The sequence below is a fragment of the Sphingobium sp. WCS2017Hpa-17 genome, assembly GCF_031843765.1.
GTDB lineage: Bacteria > Pseudomonadota > Alphaproteobacteria > Sphingomonadales > Sphingomonadaceae > Sphingobium.
This window is the reverse complement of the sequence record NZ_JAVTIV010000007.1, coordinates 106,009-124,512: the sequence shown is the minus strand read 5'-3', so window position 1 is coordinate 124,512 and position 18,504 is coordinate 106,009. Positions and strand designations below refer to the sequence as shown.

Here is an 18,504-nt window from a genome sequence, read left to right as displayed (position 1 = left end):
GCGCAAAGCCCGTTTGGTTCGAGCCTGTCGAGAACAGCGCGCAAAGTTCCCGACAGGCCTGTCCTGAGCGTGTCGAAGGGCTCGAACCGAACGGGGGGTCAGTTGCAGGTCTAGCCAAGCTGTTGAACAGCCGTCAAAAGAGTGCGTCGCGGGCGGCGCCCCCTTGCCGCCCATCAATCCCATAATGGAGTCCCCTGTCGTGAACCGACGCCAATTTCTCGTCACCAGCGGTGCCACCGCCATCGCCGCCGCCACGCCCAACGCTTTTGCGCAAGCGGGCAGCGCCGATGCCCGTTTCCGCGCCATGCTGGACGATTTCTTCTACGGCCGTCTGGACGAATCCCCGGAAAGCGCGACGCGCCTTGGCCTCGACACCGGCGCGCGCGCGGCGTTGCGCAGCAAACTCTCCGACACCAGCGCAGCGGGCGCGGCCAAGGATCTGGCCCGGACCAAGGCACAGGTGAAGCAACTGGCCAGCGTCGATCGCGCCACACTCAGCCCCGCCAGCCAGCTCGACTATGACGTCGTCGCCTATCAGATGGACCGCGCGGTCGGCGGCGAACGCTTCGGCTATGGCGAAACGGCGGGCCGCTACGCCCCCTATATCCTCAGCCAATTGACCGGCAGTTATCGCGAAGTCCCCGACTTCCTCGATTCCCAGCACCGGGTGAAGGATGCGGCCGACGCCGACGCCTATCTTTCCCGCCTCGAAGCCTTCCCCGCTGCGATGGACGGCGAACTGGCCCGGCAAAAGGCGGACGCGGCCAGGGGCGTGTTCGCACCCGACTATATTCTCGACACGACGATGAAGATGCAGGCCGCACTGCGCGACCAGCCCGCCGCGCAGACCGTGCTGGTCACCAGCTTCGTCAAGAAGCTGGCCGCCGCCAACCTGCCGCCCGAACGCGCCGCGCAGGCAGAGAAGATCGTCGCCGAGCAGATCTTCCCCGCCGTCGATCGCCAGCGCGCACTGGTGGCGCAACTGCGCGCCAAGGCCAGCCATGATGCGGGTTGCTGGCGCCTGCCCGATGGCGAAGCCTTCTACGCCGCCGCCGCTGAGGCTGCGACCACGACCCGGCTCACCGGCGATGAAATTCACCAGATGGGCCTCGATCAGGTGGCCGACATCTCGGCCCGTATCGACGCGATCCTGAAGGGTCAGGGCATGAGCCAGGGCAGCGTCGGCGACCGTCTGGTCGCACTCAACAAGCGTCCCGACCAGTTGTTCCCCAACACCGATCCGGGTCGCGAGGCGCTGCTGGCGCAGCTCAACCGCCAGATCATCGCCATGCAGAAGCGCCTCCCCGAAGCGTTCAACACCGTGCCCAAGGCCCCGGTCGAGGTCCGCCGCGTGCCGGTGACGATTCAGGCAGGCGCGCCGGGCGGCTATTATCAGAATGCCTCGCTCGATGGCTCGCGGCCGGCCATCTACTTCATCAACCTGCGCGACACGTTCGACCGGCCGAAATTCGGCCTCGCGACGCTCAGTTATCATGAAGCGGTGCCGGGCCATCATTTGCAGGTGTCGGTGGCGCTGGAATCGGATTCCATCCCCATGATCCGCCGGCGCGGTTTCTACAGCGGCTATTCGGAAGGCTGGGCGCTTTATTCGGAGCAGCTGGCCGACGAAATGGGCATGTATGAAGGCGATCCGCTGGGGCAGGTCGGCTATCTCCAGTCGCTCCTCTTCCGCGCCACCCGTCTGGTGGTGGACAGCGGCATGCACGCCAAGCGCTGGAGCCGCGAAAAGGCGACCGATTACCTCATCGCCACCACCGGTATCGCCCGCGGCCGCAGCCAGGGCGAAATCGACCGCTACACCGTCTGGCCGGGTCAGGCGTGCAGCTACAAGATCGGCCATACCGTCTGGACCCAGTTGCGCGACGCGGTGAAGGCGAAGCAGGGCGACAGGTTCGACCTCAAGGCGTTCCATGAGGTGCTGACGCTGGGCGCCATGCCGCTCGATATCCTGAAGCAGACCGTGCGCCAGCGGGCGGGGATTGCCTGAGCATCAATAAAGAAGCCGTTCGTGCTGAGTAGGGACTGAGCTTGTCGAAGGCCCGTATCGAAGCATCATTCCATCCCCATCCTTCGATACGCCCCTTCGACTTCGCTCAGGGGCACTCAGGACGAACGGCGCGGAGGGGCAGGCACAAAAAAACGACCCGGCGGTGCGCCGCCGGGTCGTCCAGTTTCTTCCACCCAAAGGCGCGAAGGGAGTGTCGAAGTCCCCGCGCCCTGGCTTTTCTTGCGGCCTGCACGCCGCAAAAACGGTCGTCAGCCCCGCGAAGGCGGGAATGACCTATTCAGTTATTAAGCCGCGAACTGGTTCCCCAGCGGCCTTTAGACCGCAAACTGGTTCCCCTGCGGCCTTTAGGCCGCAAACTGGTTCATCGTGTTGTGCGCGCCGCCCGCCTTCAGCGCGGCTTCCCCGGCGAAATAATCCTTGTGATCGTCGCCGATATCGCTGCCCGACATATTCTGGTGCTTCACGCAGGCGATACCCTGACGGATTTCCTTGCGCTGCACGCCCTCGACATAGCCCAGCATGCCAGCCTCGCCGAAATATTCCTTGGCGAGGTTATCGGTGCTCAGCGCCGCCGTGTGATAGGTCGGCAGGGTGATGAGGTGATGGAAGATACCCGCCCGTGCCGCCGCATCCTTCTGGAAGGTACGGATCTTCTCATCGGCCTCGACGCCCAGTTCCGTGCCGTCATAATCCGCGCTCATCAGCTTCGCCCGGTCATAGGCGCCGACATCCTTGCCCGCTTCCGCCCATGCGTCGAAAACCTGCTGGCGGAAGTTCAGCGTCCAGTTGAAGCTGGGCGAGTTGTTGTAGACCAGCTTGGCATTGGGGATGACCTCGCGAATGCGGTCGACCATCGACGCGATCTGCTCGATATGCGGCTTTTCCGTCTCGATCCACAGCAGGTCCGCGCCATTCTGAAGGCTGGTGATGCAATCGAGCACACAGCGATCCGCACCGGTCCCTTCGCGGAACTGGAACAGGTTGCTGGGCAGGCGCTTGGGCTTCAGCAGCTTGCCGCCCCGATTGATGATGACGTCGCCATTGGCCTGCGCGATGTCGCTGATCTCCTCGCAGTCGAGGAAGCTGTTATACTGGTCACCGATATCGCCTGGCTCCTTGCTATAGGCGATCTGCTTGGTCAGCCCCGCGCCCAGCGAGTCCGTCCGCGTGACGATGACGCCATCATCGACGCCCAGCTCCAGGAAAGCGTAGCGGCAGGCGCGGACCTTCGCCAGGAAGTCCTCATGCGGCACCGTGACCTTGCCGTCCTGATGCCCGCACTGCTTTTCGTCCGAAACCTGATTTTCGATCTGGAGCGCGCAGGCGCCCGCCTCGATCATCTTCTTGGCCAGCAGATAGGTCGCCTCCGCATTGCCGAAGCCCGCGTCGATATCCGCGATGATCGGCACGACATGCGTCTCATAATTGTCGATGGCGTGGGTCAGGCGCTGGGCCTCGACCTCGTTGCCGCTCTCGCGCGCCTTGTCGAGATCGCGGAACATCATCCCCAGTTCGCGGGCATCGGCCTGCTTCAGGAAGGTATAGAGTTCCTCGATCAGCGCCGCGACGCTGGTCTTTTCGTGCATCGACTGGTCGGGCAGCGGGCCGAAATCGCTGCGCAGCGCGGCGACCATCCAGCCGGACAGATACAGATATTTTTGGCGGGTCGTGCCAAAATGCTTCTTGATCGCGATCAGCTTCTGCTGACCGATGAAGCCATGCCAGCAGCCCAGCGACTGGGTGTAGTTGGCCGGGTCGAGGTCATAGGCGGCCATGTCGCGGCGCATGATGCCCGCCGTGTATTTGGCGATATCCAGGCCGGTGTTGAAGCGGTTCTGCAACTTCATGCGCGCGACGGATTCGGCGTTGATGCCATCCCAGGTGCCGGGGTGGCTGCCGATGAGGCTCTGCGCCTGCGCAATGCTGTCCTGATAGGTCGTCATGGCCTTGTCCTTTGGATTGGGAATGAGCTGTTGCGGCCGACCTAATCGCCTCTGTTGCGGTGCGGCAGTCCTCCTGAAGTTCAGTTGTCGATCTTTACAAAAATCTGCTGTAAAGTTGTAAAGCCTGCACAGGAGCATGAGTCATGGCCAAGGATCGCCCGGTTTACATGGGGCCGCGCCTGCGGCGGTTGCGGCGCGACCTGGGCCTGACGCAGGCGGACATGGCCGCCGATCTCGACATATCCGCCTCCTATGTGGCGTTGCTGGAACGCAATCAGCGGCCGCTGACCGCCGACATGCTGCTGCGGCTGGCGCGGACGTACAAACTCGACATGGCCGAAGTGGCGGGCGACGGCGGCGCGGAACAGACGGCGCGGTTGCAGGCGGTGCTGAAAGACCCGATGTTCGCCGACATCGACCTGCCCACGCTCGCCACTGGCGACGTCGCGGTCAACTATCCCGGCATCACCGAAGCGCTGCTGCGCCTCTATACCAGCTATCGGGAGGAACATCTGGCGCTCGCCGATCGCGGCGCGTCACCCGAACCGACCGAAGATGCGGCCGATCCCGTCGCCGAATCGCGCCGCTTCCTCGCCGCCCGGCGCAACAGCTTCCCGCTACTGGACGATGCGGCGGAAAAACTGGCGACCGAAGCGGAAGCCGAAGGCGGCCTCATCGCCTGGCTCAAGGCGAAGCATAATCTGCGCGTCCGCCGTCTGCCCTCCGACGTGATGGCCGGTTCCATGCGCCGGCTCGACCGGCATCGCGACGCGGTGCTGCTGGACGATGCGCTCGACGGCGCGAGTTCGCAATTCCAGCTGGCGCTCCAGATCGCCTATCTCGACCTGCGCAAAAATTTCGACGCGATCCTGAAGGACGGCCAGTTCTCCCATGAAAGCGGCCGCCGCCTCGCCCGCCGGGCACTGGCCAGCTATGCCGCCGCCGCCATCCTGATGCCCTATACCGCCTTTGCCAAGGCGGTGGAGGCGCGCCGTTATGATGTGGAGGCGCTGGCCCGCCAGTTCGGCGCCAGTTTCGAACAGACCGCCCATCGCCTGACCACCCTGCAAAAACCGGGGCAGGAGCGCGTCCCCTTCTTCTTCCTGCGGGTCGATCCGGCCGGCAATGTCAGCAAGCGGCTCGACGGCGCGGGCTTCCCCTTCGCCCGCCATGGCGGTTCCTGCCCGCTCTGGTCGGTCCATCGCGTGTTCGAAACCCCGCGTGAGGTTGTCACCCAATGGCTGGAGCTACCCGACGGCCAGCGCTTCTTCTCGATCGCCCGCACGGTGACGGCGGGCGGCGGCGGCTGGGGCGCGCCCAAGGTGGAGCGCGCCATCGCCCTGTGCTGCGCAGCGGAACATGCCCACCGGCTGATCTACACGCAGGATGCCCCCGCGCCCGACCCCACGCTGATCGGCGTCACCTGTCGCCTCTGCCACCGCGCCCAGTGCATGGCCCGATCCGCCCCGCCGATCGGCCGCGACATGCTCCCCGACGACTACCGCCGAACCCGCGCGCCCTTCGGTTTTGCCGATGGTTAACGGCTTTTTAGGCCGGCGAGGCGAAACAGGGGCATGACCGCCGACCGTCCCCGCATCGCCGCGACGCTGATCATGCGCAACGAGGCGCGCTGCATCGCCCGCTGCCTCGACAGCGTGCGTCCCTATGTCGACGCCATGGTCGTGCTCGACACCGGATCGACCGACGACAGCGTCGCGATCGCGTGGGCGTACGGCGCGCAGGTCCATCATCTCGACTGGCCCGGCGATTTCTCGGCCGCGCGCAATCATGTGCTGGCGCTGGCCGATGCCGACTGGAACCTGATCATCGACGCCGACGAATGGATCGCGGAGGGTGGCGAGGCGCTACGCAACTGGTGCGATGGGCCGCCACGGCTGGGCGCGCTCTGCATCCGCAGCAGCTTCGACCTGCCGCAAGCGGGCAGCCCCGCCCTGCCCTCGACCCGCAGCTGGATCGCCAGACTATTGCCGCGCGGCGTGCGTTATGCCGGGCGCATCCATGAACAGCCAGTATCGGACCTGCCGGTCGAGCGGATCGCCCTGATCCTCGACCATGACGGCTATGAGGATGCACAGGCAGCGGGCAAGCGCGACCGCAACACGCCGATGCTGCTGGCGGAATTGCAGGCCGATCCCGAAAACCCCTACATCCTCTACCAATTGGGCAAGGAGGCGGAGACGGCGCGCGACTATGCCCGCGCGGCGGACTGGTACGAACAGGCGAGCGCCCGCACCCCCGATGGCGCAGCATGGACCCACGCGTTGCTGATCCGTCAGCTTCATTGCCTTGGCCAGTCTGGCGCATCGGAACAGGGCATCGCCATCGCCGGGCAGCAGATGGCCCATTGGCAGGACTCACCCGACTTTTTCTTCGTGCTCGGCAACCTCGCCATGGACCGGGCGCTGGAGGAGCCGGCGCATGCCCTGACCGAATGGCTGCCACTGGCCGCAACGGCGTGGGAACGCTGCCTGGAGATTGGCGAGCGGCCCGATCTGGACGGGTCGGTCGAGGGGCGCGGCAGCCATCTGGCTCAGCATAATCTGGACGTCATCCGCCAGCAGCTCGCGCTGCTCGGCGGGTAATCAACTCTCGATCAGATCCAGATAGGCGACCACATCATTGTCGGTCGCCAGAAACAGCCCGTCCTGCACCTCAGCCGGCTGCTGTTCAGCGACATGCAGGGCCTGGCTCAGCGGGCCATACATGATCGTCATGGCCGCCCCATCATCGCCCAGATGATAGAGGCGGACGGTCGCGCTGTCATAGGTAGTTCGCATGCTACTGCCTTATCAGATCGGCACAGCGAAGTCAGCGCCCGGACTAACGACGATCCTTGACCTTCATCGACGGCGCCAGCTGGTTCGTCCCGATCCGCACCGCATCGTCGGTGAAATTGGCGACGAAGGTGGAGCCACGCTCCAGCCCCGGCACGAATCCCGCCTTGTTCCCCTCGATCACAAGGCCCGCGCTTGAATGTTCCCGGCCCTCCGGCGCGACGGTGATGAAGGCGGACCAGTTATCCTTGTCCTTGCCCTGCACCATTTCATTGCCGGTGATGGTGCCGGTCGCGCCATTGGACAGGTCGATCATATAATTGGTCAGATGCCCGCCGCTATCGTCGAAGCTGTTGCCGCTAATCGTGACGCGGGCGGTGCGGGTCTTCAGATAATGGCCGCCATCGCCCTGGTCGAAACGGCTGTTGGTGACGGACAGGCCGGCCAGCCGGCCGATATAAATACCATGCGCGCAATCCAGATCGCGGTCGCACCGGCCCAGCTTGCGGAAGGTCGACTTGTCGATCACCACCTGTCCGCCGTCATAATCGCCGGTCAATATGCCCTCCTCGCTGTTGCGGAACAGGCTGTTGCGGACGGTCAGGTTCCCGCTTTCCAGACGAATGCCCGCACCATTGCCATCGGGCACGCGGATATTTTGAAAGATGATGCCATCGACCGTGCTGGCCCGCCCACGCAGCACCAGCGCGCCCTTCCCCTCGCACGGCACCCCGTCGAAGATCACCGTACCCGGCGTCGCGGCGCGGATGGTGACGTCGCCGCCCTGCTGCACGCCGCACTGACGATAGGTGCCGGGTGCCACCACCACCGTGCCACGCCGATCGCCGATCGCGGCCAGCGCGTCACCGATGGAGGCAAAGCCCTGCCCTGTCTCGGCGACGGTGAAAGGGGCGGCGTTGCCCTGCGCCAGCGCGGTCGAGGCGATGGCAACGGAGACGAGGAGGCTGGTAGAGATGATGCGCATGCAGGGCAGGCTATAGCGCCCGCCCCGATGGGCCAATGGCCCGGCATGATCCAATATCCGACTGCCCCATAAAGGGACGGACCGGACTTGTCAGGTTAACCGCGGACCATCACTCCCACTTGGCGGTCGCCTTCTGGGTCTTGGCGTTCCAGAAAATCTGGATCTTGCTGATCGTACACAGATCGAAATTGGTCCAATAGGCCTCATCGCCGTCGGTGAAGATGACCTTCAGGTCGTAATTGCAGATCGCATTCTTCGCCTTGAACGTGATGGGCACGGAATGGGCGTCCTCCAGCACTTCATCCTCCATCACGTCGTCGCCCCAATTTTTGGCCTTGGCGGGCGAGACATAGACTTCGGCAATATCGTAACCGGTCTTGTTGAACAGCGTGAAGTCCTGATCCCCGGCGAACGCAGGCGCAGCAAAAGAAAGGGCGCAGGCGCCCATTATGATGGCAATGAATTTCATGAATTTCCCCCCGATCCGGCAGGTTGCCGGTCCGGCGCGGAGATAATCATATTATCGGCAGCCAGAATAGATGGATTCTGTTATACTTAACCCAAATTATGGAAATCCCGCCCGCCTTGTTTTTTTAGCCGGGAAAAAGGTCCACCCGCTCGGCATCAGGCAGGATACTATCGACCAACAGCGACCGGTGGCAACCGGACGGATCGCGCTCAAAGCAGAGCAAGGCGGTGGGCGTGTGTGCCGCCATATCCTTCAACTGTTCGGCCTGCACGATCGCTTCGGGCAGGTCGAGTTGACGGGCGTAGATGGTGGCCAGCCGCGCATGCTGGTGCTTGCGCGCCGCCTCCCGCCCTTCGGCCGGCGTCCCCAGCGCCTTCAGCCCGACATAGTCGATCCCCGCCTCACGCAGGCCCGCGGCAAGGATATTCTTGGAAAAGCCCGGCCGCCGCGACAAAGGCACCGCCCGCACATCGGCCAGCAGGCGCACGCCCGCCGCTTGCAGCGCGGCGACCAACTCGGGCTGGGTCGCGCCCTCATAGCCGATCGTGAAGATTTTCATGGGCAGGAGATGGGGAGTGGAGGGCTGCGTGCCAACCATCTGGCCGCGAACGCCAGATTGCCAGAGTGCAATGGATGCTCCATCTTGCCCCCAATGGTCATGGCGTACCGCAGCGCGCTTACGCCATATATTCGACCCACTATTACAGTGCGGAGCAATTTGATGACGCACAGTTTGACCGTGCCGCAATGGCGAACCTTCTTCTTATTATGCGCTGACATTCTGGGGCCGGGCGATATTCGGCTACCCCGAAGCAAGTCGTTTTGCGCATGGACGGTTTTCACGCGGCTTGAAGAAGATTTACATTATTGGCAATCCGGCTTGCCGCACAAAAAGGAAATAGACGAAGCTTGGATCACCGATGGCGGCACTTGGGGACAGCCATTTTCATTCGATCAACTTGCCCATGTCATCATTCCAAGAAAATGGGGCTGCGAGCATCCGGATAAGAATGGAAATCCGGAAAAATGGGTGGTGCAGACGCAGGAGATAGATGCGCTGTCTGCTGCCTTGAAAACAGAAGGCATCGACCACCGCCTGACGGACCTGATCCTCGAAGTGAGATGCTTCTGAGCGCGGGCGCATGACGGAAACATAGACCGGCCTTGCCCCCCGCTAACGCAGGACGCGCACGGCATTCGCCCCCGCCCGCGCAAGAGGGGGTAAGAAGGGAGAGCGTTTTAATCCAGATTCGGCCGCAGATATCGCTCGGCCGTGTCCAGATCGATGCCGCGCCGCTGGGCATAATCTTCCAGCTGATCGCGGCCGACCCGCGCCACGCCGAAATATTCCGCCTGCGCATGACCGAAATAGAAGCCGCTGACCGCCGCCGTCGGCAACATCGCAAAGCTCTCCGTCAGGGTCGCACCAGTGGCATGATGCGCGTCCAGCATGTCGAACAGGATCGGCTTCAGACTATGTTCCGGACAGGCGGGATAGCCGGGCGCCGGGCGGATGCCGCGATACTGCTCCTTGATCAGCGCTTCATTGGTCAGCTGCTCGCCCTCGGCATAGCCCCAGAGCGCGGTGCGGACATAATGGTGCAGCCGCTCGGCAAAGGCTTCGGCCAGACGATCGGCCAGCGCCTTGAGCAAGATATCCGAATAGTCATCGATCGCATTCTTGAACCGCGCCAGATGCGGCTCGATGCCGTGGATCGACACGGCAAAGCCACCCATCCAGTCGCCATCATGGCTGATGAAGTCAGCGAGGCACATGTTCGCCCGCCCTTCCCGCTTCTGGATCTGCTGGCGCAGCATCGGCAGGGTGTAGTGCTTCTCGTCCTCGACATGGACGATGATGTCGTCGCCCTTGCGCCGGCAGGGCCACAGGCCCGCCACGCCCCGCGCGGTCAGCCATTTGTCGTTGACGATCTTGTCCAGCATCTTCTGCGCATCGGCGAACAGGCTGGTGGCGCTTTCGCCCACCACCGGATCGGTCAGGATCGCGGGATAATTGCCCGCCAGTTCCCACGCGCGGAAGAAGGGCGTCCAGTCGATATATTGGACCAGATCCTTCAAGTCCCAGTCGGGGAATTTATGCACGCCGGGCAGGCGCGGGCGCGGCGCCTTCAGACTCTCGTCGATCTCGAACCCATTGTCGCGCGCGTCGGCGATGCTGATCAGCGCGCTCTGCCCCTTGTTGGCGCGGGCGATTCGGACATGTTCATAATCATCCTTGGTCTTCTGGACGAAGTCATTCTTCTGCGTTTCGGACACCAGCGCGGTGGCCACGCCCACGGCGCGGCTGGCATCCAGCACATGGACGACCGGGCCGGTGAAGGCCGGATCAATGCGCAGCGCGGTATGCACGCGTGACGTCGTCGCTCCGCCGATCAGCAGCGGCATCACCATATTGGCGCGCTGCATTTCCTGCGCCACCGTCACCATCTCGTCCAGCGACGGGGTAATGAGGCCGGACAGGCCGATCATATCCGCGTCATTCTCGTTCGCGGCCTTGATGATGTCCTGCCAGGGGACCATCACGCCCATGTCGATGACTTCAAAGCCATTACACTGGAGCACCACGCCGACGATATTCTTACCGATGTCATGCACGTCGCCCTTCACGGTCGCCATGATGATCTTGCCCTTGCCCTTGGCGCCCGGTTCCTTCGCCGCCTCGATATAGGGTAGCAGATGGGCGACCGCCTTCTTCATGACGCGGGCGGATTTCACCACCTGCGGCAGGAACATCTTGCCGGCGCCGAACAGGTCGCCGACTACGTTCATGCCGTCCATCAGCGGCCCTTCGATCACCTCGATCGGCTTTGCCGCGGCGAGACGGCACTCTTCGGTGTCCTCCACCACATACATGTCGATGCCCTTGACCAGCGCATGTTCGAGGCGCTTGGCGACGGGCCAGCCGCGCCATTCCTGCGCGGCCTTCTCCGACGCCGCATCCTTGCCCTTGAAGGATTCGGCCAGCGTCACCAGCCGGTCGCCCGCTTCGGGATCGCTGTTCAGCAGCACATCCTCGCACGCCTTGCGCAGCGCCGGGTCGATCGCGTCATAGACGTCCAGTTGCCCGGCATTGACGATCGCCATGTCGAGGCCGGCGGGAATCGCATGGTACAGGAACACGCTGTGCATCGCCCGACGCACCGGTTCATTGCCGCGGAAGGAGAAGGAGAAGTTTGAGAGGCCGCCCGAAATATGGACATGCGGGCAGCGCTTCTTGATCTCGCGGCACGCCTCGATGAAATCGACGCCGTAGTTGTTATGCTCCTCGATCCCCGTCGCCACCGCGAAGATATTGGGGTCGAAGATGATATCCTCGGGCGGGAAGCCGATGGTCATCAGCAGCTTGTAGGCGCGCTCACAAATCTCGACTTTTCTGGCCTGTGTATCGGCTTGCCCCGTCTCGTCGAACGCCATGACGACCACCGCCGCGCCATAGGCCATGCATAAGCGCGCATGATGCAGGAAAGCCTCCTCGCCCTCCTTCATGCTGATCGAGTTCACGACCGGCTTGCCCGACACACATTTCAGCCCCGCCTCGATCACTTCCCACTTCGAAGAGTCGATCATCACCGGCACGCGGCTGATATCCGGTTCCGACGTCATCAGCTTCAGGAAGGTCGTCATCGCCTCGACCGCGTCGAGCAGGCCTTCGTCCATGTTGACGTCGACGATCTGCGCGCCATTTTCAACCTGTTCACGGGCAATATCGATGGCGGCGGCATAGTCGCCCGCCATGATCAGCTTCTTGAACTTGGCCGATCCGGTGACGTTGGTGCGTTCACCGATATTGACGAAAGTGGCGGTGGTCTTGGTGGTCATAGGATCAATTTCAATCCGTTCGGGCTGAGCTTGTCGAAGCCCAGTCCTTTTCTTCAAAGAAAGCATAGCCCTTCGACAAGCTCAGGGCGAACGGAGAAGAGGGTTTCTCTCCTCCTCATTTTCAGGCCGCGATGTGCATCGGCTCCAGCCCGGCCAGCCGGGTCACGACTTCGAGTTCCGGCACCACGCGCGGCTTATGCCCGTCCAGCGCCTTGGCCACCGCGCCGATATGCGCGGGCGTCGTGCCGCAGCAGCCGCCAACCATGTTGACCAGCCCTTCATCCACCCAGTCGCGGATCAGCTTCGCGGTGGTTTCGGGCAGTTCGTCATATTGCCCCAGTTCGTTGGGCAGGCCGGCATTGGGATAGGCCAGGATCAGCGTATCGGCATTTTTCGACAATTCGCTGAGATAGGGCCGCAGCAAATCCGCGCCAAACGCGCAATTCACCCCGATGGTCAGCGGCTTCAAATGCCGCAGCGAGTACCAGAAGGCGTTGATCGTATGCCCCGACAGGTTGCGGCCCGACATGTCGGTGATGGTGAAGCTGAGCATCAGCGGCACGGACCGGCCCGCCGCCGCTTCCGCCTCACGGGCAGCCATGCCGGCCGCCTTGGCATTGAGCGTGTCGAAACAGGTTTCGACCAGCAGGAAATCCACGCCGCCGGCGATCAGCGCCTCGCACTGTTCGCGATAGTCGGCCTTCAGCGTATCATAATCGACCTCGCGAAACGCCGGATCGTTGACGTCGGGCGAGATGGACAGCGTCTTGTTCGTCGGCCCGATCGAACCACAGACGAAGCGCGGCTTGCCGTCCTTCGCCGTCGCCTTCTCGCAGGCCGTACGCGCCAGCTTTGCAGCGGCGACATTCAGATCCCACACCAGATGCTCGCAGCCATAATCGGCCATCGCGATCTTGGTCGAGCTGAACGTGTTCGTCTCGATCATGTCGGCGCCGGCCTCCAGATAGGCCGTATGGATGCCTTCCACGATGTCCGGGCGCGTCAGGCACAGAAGGTCGTTATTGCCCTTCTGATCCTTGGCGAGGTCCAGGTCGCCGCGATAATCCGCCTCCGTCAGGCCATGTTTCTGGATCGACGTGCCATAGCCACCGTCGAAGATCAGAATCTTGTCAGCGGCCAGCGCGCGCAATTGTGCTTCGGCGTTCATGCCGCTTTCTCCGATTGGGCGACCGATGCCTTTGCCCGAAGCCCGAGCAGATGGCAGATCGCAAAGCTGAGTTCCGCCCGGTTGAGCGTATAGAAATGGAAATCGCGCACGCCGCCTTCATACAGCTTGCGGCACAATTCGGCGGCGATCGTCGCCGACACCAGCTGGCGCGACGCGGGATGCTCATCCAGCCCTTCGAACAGGCGCGCCATCCACAACGGCACATCGGTATTGCACATGGCGGCCATACGCTGCGTCGCGGCGAAATTGCTGACCGGCATGATGCCGGGCACGATATCCGCCGTGATGCCCGCCGCGCCGACCTTGTCCATGAATCGGAAATAGGCGTCGGGCGAAAAGAAGAATTGGGTGATCGCGCGGGTCGCCCCGGCGTCCAGCTTGCGCTTGAGGTTATCGAGGTCGCTCTGCGCGCTCGCCGCCTCCGGGTGGACTTCGGGATAGGCCGACACGCTGATCTCAAACGGATGGCGCTTCATCAGCCCTTCGACCAGATCAGCCGCGCCGGCATAACCGTCCGGATGCGGTTCGAACGTGCCGCCCACTTCCGGCGGATCGCCCCGCAGCGCGACGATATGACGCACGCCCGCCTCCCAATAGGCATCGGCAATCTCGCCAATCTCTTGCCTGCTGGCGGCCACGCAGGTCAGGTGCGCGGCGGCGGACAGCGACGTTTCCTTCGCGATGCGGGCGACCGTATTATGGGTACGCTCGCGCGTGGAACCACCCGCGCCATAAGTGACGGACACGAATTTCGGCGCCAGCGGGGCCAAAGTCTCGATCGCCGACCACAGCTGCGCTTCCATCTTCTCCGTCTTGGGCGGGAAAAATTCGAAGCTGACACGGGCGTCGCCGGCCAGATCCGCATAGAGCGGGGCGGCTGGATCGTGGAGGGTCATGCGGAAATCCGTCCTTCATGTCGCTGGATCGCGGCGCCTTGCCGCCGTCCCAGCCATAATTGCACCGTCAATTCCTGGCCGGGCAGCGTGTCCACCCGTTCCAGCGCCAGCCCCGCCTGCGCGAACCAGCCGTCCATCTGTTCATCGGAAAAGCCCAGCCGCGCATGCTGGTCGCGCAGGCGCAGCTCTTCCCGTTCATGCGCGGCGAAATCGACGATCAGTACCCGGCCGTTCGCCGCCGTCACCCGCGTCGCTTCCGCGATCACCATCTCGGGCGCCTGCGCATAGTGCAGCACCTGATGCAGCACCACCGTATCGGCGCTGCCCGGCTCCAGCGGCAGGTCCAGGAAATCGCCCAGCAACAGCGCATATTTGTCACCGGCATCCTGTGGCAGCTTGGCGCGGGCCAGGCGCAACATGTCCGGGCTGCGGTCCAGCGCCGTGACCTGATCCGCGCCGTCGCCGAACAATTCGATCATCCGCCCCGTGCCGGTGCCGATGTCCAGCAGATGGCCGATCGGTTCCTGCCCCAGCAGCGCGACCATGGCCGTCTCCACCTCCGCTTCGGCGACATGGAGCGACCGGATCGCGTCCCATTCCTCGGCATGTTCGGCAAAATAGCTTTCCGCCGCCCGCGCCCGGTCGGCGCGCACGGCGGCAAGCCGCGCCAGATCCGCTGCCTGCCACAAGGCTTCGCTGTCGGATGGTTCCAGGTGATCGAACAAGGCCACGAACGGCACGACCGAGCGATCCTTGCCCAACCGCAGAAACACCCAATTGCCTTCCTTGCGCCGCTCGACCAGCCCGGCTTCGGCCAATATGCGGACATGGCGCGACACGCGCGGCTGGCTTTGCCCGACGACCTGCGCAATCTCCCCCACGGCCAGCTCCATCGCCCGCAACAGGTGAATGATGCGCAGCCGCGTCGGGTCACCAAGTGCCCGGAATATATCGAGTGCGGCGTGCATGACCATTCCATATAAAGAAATCTTTATATACGTCAATGCCAGTGAATTTTCCGTGCATTTTTCATCCATAAAGCGATGAAATGGCGGGTATCCTACGTTTCAGACCCATGAATGGGATTGCCTTGCGCATTCCAAGGCAGTACGAATCGGCCCGCAGGCGCAATGGGGGGTGAGCTTTTCTCCGAGAGTGGTCTGCATTTTTATTTTTCTCAGAGAGGGGTTTAAACCCATGACCAAGTCGATTGCTCTTTCGCTCGTTCTCGCCGCTTCGCTCGGCCTGGCCGCTTGCTCGGGCGGTGCTGAAAACGCTGCCAACAACGCCGCCAACTCGGCCGAGAACGCCTCGAACGCTGCCGACAACGCCATGAACGCCGCGCTGAACGCTGCCGACAACGCTGCGAACGCGGCTTCGAACGCGACCAACAACGCTTCGAACGCGATGTAATTCAGTCCCGTTCGGGTCTGGAATTTAGGAAAGGGTCGCACCGACAACGGGGCGGCCCTTTTTCTTTTGGAGCATATCATGGTCCGTCCTCTCCTCCCCCTCGCCGCCCTTCTCATGCTGGCCGCCTGCGGATCGGGATCGCAGGATGGCGTCGGCGGCGTCAGTGCCGGCGAAGCCCAGGCGCTGAATGACGCCGCCGCGCAACTGGACGCGCGCACCGGCGCCGCCCAAAGCGCCGATCCCGGCCTCAACCCCGCTGCCATCACCGCTGCCGGCGCCGACCGCAAACGCGTCGCGCCGCAGCCCGCGCCAAAGCCCTGACGCGAAAAGGGCCGCCCCATCGGGACGACCCTCCTCATCATTCAGCCTTCAATAAGGCCTTAGCAGTTGCGGTCGATCGCCCGGCCGGCCAGCGCACCCACGCCCGCGCCGATGATGGCGCCCGTGGTGCCGTCGCCGCGACGGCCATAGCGGCCCGAACCCTTGCCGACTTCGTTACCGAGCAGGCCACCGGCAATCGCGCCGATGATGGTGCCGCCCGTGCCATTGTCCCGGCAGCGATAGCCGCCGCGATACCCGCCACGATAGCTGTTGCGATAATAGCCGTCGCCGCGATAGCCGCGATAGCCGTCGTTGCGGTAACCGCGATAGCCGCGATCACCGCGCCAGCCACGATCACCGCGATAGCCACGGTCGTATCCGCCGCGATAATAGTCGCCACGGTCATAGCCACCGCGATAATAATGGTCGCGCGCCGCAGCCGGGGTCGCCGTCATGGCAAAGGAAGCGGCGCCCATGGCCAGAGCGGCTCCCAGATTTACAAGAAACTTCATCTTCATGGCGCTTCTCCTCATATGCCATCCTCTTGGGCGGCCGTTGAAAAGAACGGGATTGCCCTTCGATTGATATCCTTATGACCGATTCGCCTTGAGCCGAGCCTGAATGGGGGTGTCAGCCGCCGTTCACCTGCAAACGGCCCGTCACAGCTGTGCTGCGTCCTGCCGGATTATGCCCTATGGCAGGCGCGATGCAGCGAATCCTGATCGTCCTCCTCCTTGCCATCCTGCTGCTGCCGGCCCCGCATATGGGAAAGCCGGAAGTGGTGCGCCCCGGCACCCTGCTGGTCACCGCCCGCCCCCTGCCGCTCAGCAGCATCGACCCCGGCCTCAGCCATGTCGGCGCTCTCACCTATCTGGGCGGCTGGCAGCTGGAGAGCGCCAATCCCGGCTTTGGCGGTATTTCCGCGCTGCTGGTGTCGCCGGCGGGTGATATATTGGGCCTCAGCGATTCCGGCATATTGATGGGATTCCGCGTCGCGCCCGGCGCTGGCGAGGGCCATCCCTTCATCGCCCCGCTGCCGATCCGCCCGCAGGACCGCCATCGCCCATGGTGGGCATGGGATTCGGAAAGCCTGACCCATGATCCGGCGACCGGCCGCTATTGGGTGGGGTTCGAGTTGCAACAGGCCATCTGCCGCTACAGCCCCGGCTTTGCCCGCGTGGAAGCGTGCCGCACCTGGCCGGAGATCATGGCATGGCCCAAGACCGGGTCGATCGAATCCCTCGCCCGCCTGCCCGATGGCCGCTTTCTGGCGATCGGCGAAATGGGGATGACCGCGGACGGACGGCACGACAGCCTGCTCTTCGCCGGCGACCCGGCTGAAAAGGATACGCCCAGCCCCATCCACCTGCGCTACACCGCGCCGCGCGGCTATCGCCCGACCGACGCGGTGGCGCTGGACGCCCGACACCTTCTGGTGCTCAACCGCCGCCTGACCGTGGAGCAACTCTTCACCGGCGTGATCGCCATCGTCGACCTGCCCGAAAGACTGGAGCCGGGCACAGAACTCAAGGCCCGCACCCTCGCCCGGCTGGCCCCGCCCTTGCTGGCCGACAATTATGAGGGGCTGGCGGTGTCCCACGAAAATGGCCGCCCGGTCATCTGGATCATATCCGACGACAATCACGAATTCTTTCAGCGCACATTGCTGCTGAAATTCGGGATGGATTGAACGACCAGATTATTCCCCCTCCCGCTGGCGGGAGGGGGCTAAGGGGGTGGGCTGAACATCGCTACGGCCCACCCCGCTGCGACTAGAGCGCTGCGCGCGCAGGTCTCGCCACCCCTACCGCAAGCGGGAGGGGTGAAATATCATGCACCACCAAATTCAAACGCAAAAAAGCGGCCCGGTGAGGGGCCGCTCCTTATGCCGAAACGAATCGGTCAGAAATCAGGCTGCGACGGCAGCCTTCTTCTTGACGATGTCGCGCTTCAGGCGACGAGCCTTCAACGACAGCTTGTCGTCGTTGGTCTTGACCAGCCAGTTGTCCAGGCCGCCATTATGTTCGACCGAACGCAGACCATGGGTCGACACGCGCAGCTTCACGGTGGTTTCCAGCGTCTCGGAGATCAGCGACACGTTCTGCAGGTTCGGCAGGAACACGCGCTTGGTCTTGTTATTGGCGTGGGAAACATTGTGACCCACCTGGCGACCCTTACCGGTCAGCTCGCAAATGCGCGACATAGTCAATCAACCTTTGAAATTCGGGTTCGTTCGGAAAGCCGCGCCGATAACGGGATTCGTCGTCCCCGTCAAGCCGCAGCAAGGCAGGATCGCAACCCTCTGCGACCCCACGCGTTGAAAGGGCAACTAACCCAGAGGAGGGACAAATGCGAGTCATTGGTGGATTATTGGTCATCATTTTGCTGGTTCTGGCCGGCGGCATCGCCACCGGCTTCATCGACCTGCAAAAAACACAGGATGGCCGCCTGCCCGAAGTCGCGGTCAAGGAAGGCGCGCTGCCCAAATATGAAGCGAACGTCGCCAAGGTGCAGGTCGGCACCCGCAAGGAAACGGTCGACGTTCCCACGGTGGACGTGAAGAAGCCCTAAATTACTTTGATTGAGGCACCGCGCCGGCCCGCTCCCCCACCAGGCCTCCTACC

19 protein-coding genes are annotated in these 18,504 nt (G+C 63.3%); 8 read left to right on the top strand and 11 right to left on the bottom strand.

From position 1 onward, the window contains the following. Positions 1-199 precede the first annotated feature (199 nt). The gene (locus RQH62_RS12605) at positions 200-2,008 is read left to right on the top strand and encodes a DUF885 family protein (protein ID WP_311269100.1); all 1,809 of its coding nucleotides are present in this window, start codon (positions 200-202) and stop codon (positions 2,006-2,008) included. A 365-nt stretch (positions 2,009-2,373) separates the two neighbouring features. Here RQH62_RS12605 and RQH62_RS12600 read toward each other — a convergent pair whose 3' ends face one another. Continuing rightward, a complete protein-coding gene (locus RQH62_RS12600) occupies positions 2,374-3,972 on the bottom strand; it encodes an isocitrate lyase (RefSeq protein WP_311269099.1) in 1,599 nt (532 codons plus the stop codon). Between the two features lie 143 nt (positions 3,973-4,115). On the opposite strand from RQH62_RS12600, the gene RQH62_RS12595 reads away from it, so the two are divergent. Both RQH62_RS12595 and RQH62_RS12590 read left to right on the top strand, forming a co-directional pair. Further along, positions 4,116-5,513: a short-chain fatty acyl-CoA regulator family protein gene (locus RQH62_RS12595; RefSeq protein WP_311269098.1), complete on the top strand. Its 1,398-nt coding sequence runs from the start codon at positions 4,116-4,118 to the stop codon at positions 5,511-5,513. Between the two features lie 33 nt (positions 5,514-5,546). After that, complete coding sequence (locus tag RQH62_RS12590) at positions 5,547-6,575, top strand: glycosyltransferase family 2 protein (protein ID WP_311269097.1); 1,029 nt, start codon at positions 5,547-5,549, stop codon at positions 6,573-6,575. On the opposite strand, the gene RQH62_RS12585 is transcribed toward RQH62_RS12590, so the two are convergent. The 4 genes from RQH62_RS12585 to RQH62_RS12570 all read right to left on the bottom strand — a co-directional run bounded on the left by RQH62_RS12585 (position 6,576) and on the right by RQH62_RS12570 (position 8,780). After that, positions 6,576-6,770 (bottom strand): hypothetical protein, encoded by a 195-nt coding sequence (locus tag RQH62_RS12585; RefSeq protein ID WP_093013576.1) that lies wholly within the window; start codon positions 6,768-6,770, stop codon positions 6,576-6,578. Positions 6,771-6,813: 43 nt separating this feature from the next. Then, entirely contained in the window at positions 6,814-7,752 is a 939-nt protein-coding gene (locus RQH62_RS12580; protein ID WP_311269096.1) for a right-handed parallel beta-helix repeat-containing protein, read from the bottom strand. 109 nt (positions 7,753-7,861) lie between these two features. After that, positions 7,862-8,221, bottom strand: coding sequence for an argininosuccinate lyase (locus tag RQH62_RS12575; RefSeq protein ID WP_311269095.1), 360 nt, complete (start codon positions 8,219-8,221; stop codon positions 7,862-7,864). A gap of 124 nt (positions 8,222-8,345) precedes the next feature. After that, entirely contained in the window at positions 8,346-8,780 is a 435-nt protein-coding gene (locus RQH62_RS12570) for a DUF488 domain-containing protein (RefSeq protein ID WP_311269094.1), read from the bottom strand. Between the two features lie 162 nt (positions 8,781-8,942). Here RQH62_RS12570 and RQH62_RS12565 point away from each other — a divergent pair, with 162 nt between their 5' ends. After that, positions 8,943-9,353: a hypothetical protein gene (locus RQH62_RS12565; protein ID WP_311269093.1), complete on the top strand. Its 411-nt coding sequence runs from the start codon at positions 8,943-8,945 to the stop codon at positions 9,351-9,353. Between the two features lie 107 nt (positions 9,354-9,460). Here RQH62_RS12565 and metH read toward each other — a convergent pair whose 3' ends face one another. The 4 genes from metH to RQH62_RS12545 form a co-directional block, all read right to left on the bottom strand. After that, entirely contained in the window at positions 9,461-12,061 is a 2,601-nt protein-coding gene (gene metH, locus RQH62_RS12560; protein WP_311269092.1) for a methionine synthase, read from the bottom strand. 121 nt (positions 12,062-12,182) lie between these two features. Next, positions 12,183-13,229 carry a homocysteine S-methyltransferase family protein gene (locus RQH62_RS12555; RefSeq protein ID WP_311269091.1) on the bottom strand — a complete coding sequence of 349 codons (1,047 nt, stop codon included), beginning with the start codon at positions 13,227-13,229 and terminating at the stop codon, positions 12,183-12,185. Continuing rightward, on the bottom strand, positions 13,226-14,146 hold the full coding sequence (gene metF / locus RQH62_RS12550; protein WP_311269090.1) for a methylenetetrahydrofolate reductase: 921 nt from the start codon (positions 14,144-14,146) through the stop codon (positions 13,226-13,228). The genes RQH62_RS12555 and metF overlap by 4 nt, the downstream gene beginning before the upstream one ends. Next, complete coding sequence (locus RQH62_RS12545) at positions 14,143-15,114, bottom strand: metalloregulator ArsR/SmtB family transcription factor (protein ID WP_311269089.1); 972 nt, start codon at positions 15,112-15,114, stop codon at positions 14,143-14,145. Before RQH62_RS12545 ends, metF begins: the two co-directional genes overlap by 4 nt. Before the next feature lie 229 nt (positions 15,115-15,343). Between RQH62_RS12545 and RQH62_RS12540 the strand changes: the two genes are divergently transcribed. Both RQH62_RS12540 and RQH62_RS12535 read left to right on the top strand, forming a co-directional pair. After that, positions 15,344-15,559, top strand: coding sequence for a circumsporozoite protein (locus RQH62_RS12540; protein WP_311269088.1), 216 nt, complete (start codon positions 15,344-15,346; stop codon positions 15,557-15,559). Between the two features lie 78 nt (positions 15,560-15,637). Further along, positions 15,638-15,880, top strand: a complete 243-nt coding sequence (locus RQH62_RS12535; protein ID WP_311269087.1) for a hypothetical protein — start codon at positions 15,638-15,640, stop codon at positions 15,878-15,880. A gap of 59 nt (positions 15,881-15,939) precedes the next feature. On the opposite strand, the gene RQH62_RS12530 is transcribed toward RQH62_RS12535, so the two are convergent. Next, positions 15,940-16,398, bottom strand: coding sequence for a glycine zipper 2TM domain-containing protein (locus RQH62_RS12530; RefSeq protein ID WP_311269086.1), 459 nt, complete (start codon positions 16,396-16,398; stop codon positions 15,940-15,942). 188 nt (positions 16,399-16,586) lie between these two features. Here RQH62_RS12530 and RQH62_RS12525 point away from each other — a divergent pair, with 188 nt between their 5' ends. Beyond that, on the top strand, positions 16,587-17,570 hold the full coding sequence (locus tag RQH62_RS12525; protein WP_311269085.1) for an esterase-like activity of phytase family protein: 984 nt from the start codon (positions 16,587-16,589) through the stop codon (positions 17,568-17,570). Between the two features lie 219 nt (positions 17,571-17,789). Here the strand turns inward: RQH62_RS12525 and rpmB are convergent, their stop codons facing one another. Beyond that, the gene (gene rpmB, locus RQH62_RS12520) at positions 17,790-18,083 is read right to left on the bottom strand and encodes a 50S ribosomal protein L28 (RefSeq protein WP_120250800.1); all 294 of its coding nucleotides are present in this window, start codon (positions 18,081-18,083) and stop codon (positions 17,790-17,792) included. Positions 18,084-18,229: 146 nt separating this feature from the next. Between rpmB and RQH62_RS12515 the strand changes: the two genes are divergently transcribed. Further along, positions 18,230-18,451, top strand: coding sequence for a hypothetical protein (locus tag RQH62_RS12515; protein WP_311269084.1), 222 nt, complete (start codon positions 18,230-18,232; stop codon positions 18,449-18,451). The last annotated feature ends 53 nt before the right edge of the window (positions 18,452-18,504 follow it).